The following is a 703-nucleotide window of genomic DNA, read 5'->3' on the forward strand; positions in this document are numbered from 1 at the left end:
AAGGGCTCCGCTTGCGGAGCCCTTTTTGCATACTGCATCACCCTGCCTATTACTTAAGTTATTGAACTGTTAAGCGGTCGGTAATGCTTAGTGAGCAAAGTCAAGACCTTGGGTGATATAAGCAACAAAGGGTTCCGTTATGTCGGACGGATCGGGCACGGCAAGGGCCGGCAGTTTCGCCAGCCGGCTTACCTTGCGTTTTCTAGGCTCGGCTGTAGCTTTCGCGCTGCTGGGGATCGGCGTCGTCGGCGCGTCCATGTCGGTCCTGGTGCTGCTGGGGATGCATCGCTTCTCGAACGATTGGGAAGCGCTGATGACCAGCAACCGGATCGAGGGAGCCGAGGCTTTGACCTCCACCGTTTCGCTGATGTCCTTCCTGGTTACTTGGGGCAGCGTCGCGACGATCGCCACCCTGATCTCGGTCGGACTGTTCTTCCTGTGGTTCACCCGAAGCAGGGTCGTCAACCCGCTGATGAACCTGACCGGCGCCATCGACCAGCTGGCCGGCGGCAAGCAGTCCGTCACGATCCCCTACGCCGAGCATATCGACGAGATCGGCACGATGGCGCGTGCCGTCCTGGTGCTCAAGCAGAACACTATCGAGAAGCTTCGGCTGGAGGCTGAGCAGGCGGCGTTGAAGCAGCAGTCCGAACTCGAGCGCCGCCGGGTCCTGGGCGATCTGGCCAACCGGCTCGACGAGAGC

Annotated in this window: 1 pseudogene; it reads left to right on the plus strand. The window is 60.5% G+C overall.

The features are described from left to right. Positions 1–139: 139 nt before the first annotated feature. Positions 140–703 (plus strand): annotated as a pseudogene (locus AC5JJ6_RS06675) (hypothetical protein); the annotation flags it as partial.

The organism is Skermanella sp. (genome assembly GCF_059503625.1).